The organism is Methylopila musalis, assembly GCF_042679725.1.
Lineage (GTDB): Bacteria > Pseudomonadota > Alphaproteobacteria > Rhizobiales > Methylopilaceae > Methylopila > Methylopila musalis.
The window spans coordinates 1-548 of record NZ_JBHTMX010000449.1; the positions used below are offsets into that span (position 1 = coordinate 1).

Annotated in this window: 1 pseudogene; it reads right to left on the reverse strand. The window is 78.3% G+C overall.

The window, feature by feature from the left end:
* Positions 1-548 (reverse strand): annotated as a pseudogene (locus tag ACFQ4O_RS18240) (iron ABC transporter permease); the annotation flags it as partial.

Here is a 548-nt window from a genome sequence, read left to right on the forward strand (position 1 = left end):
CGGCCGGCCCCGCGCCGAGGCTGCGGGCGGCGTGGTCGAGCGTGAGCGGGATGCGGGCGAAGCCGGCCTCCGCCGCGCCCACCGGGATCGCCAGGAAGCGGACCACATAGGCGTAGACCAGCGCCGCCCCCGTGCCCGACAGCAGCAGGCCGGTGGAGACGCCGAAGGCCTGCCGCAGGGCGCCGTCCACCGCGTTGTCGAAGGCCGCGAGCGGCGTCAGCAGCCCGACCGCCAGCACCGCGCCGGGCATGGCGTAGCCCACGCTCGCCGCCCGGAGCGCCACGCGGGCGGCTGGCCCCTCGCGGGTCATGCGGGCGGCGTAGGCGACGAGGAAGCCCAGCGCCACCGCGATCAGGGTGGCCGCGCCGGCGAAGGCCATGGAGTTCCAGATCTCCCGGCCGAGCTGCGGCGGCAGGCCGAACTCGGCCACCCGCCGGACGGCGGCGACGGTGAGATAGGCCGCCGGCGCGGCGAAGCCGAGCAGGATCGGGGTCGCGCAGGCCAGCACGCACAGCGCCTGCCCGAACGGCCCCGGCGCGCGGGCGCTC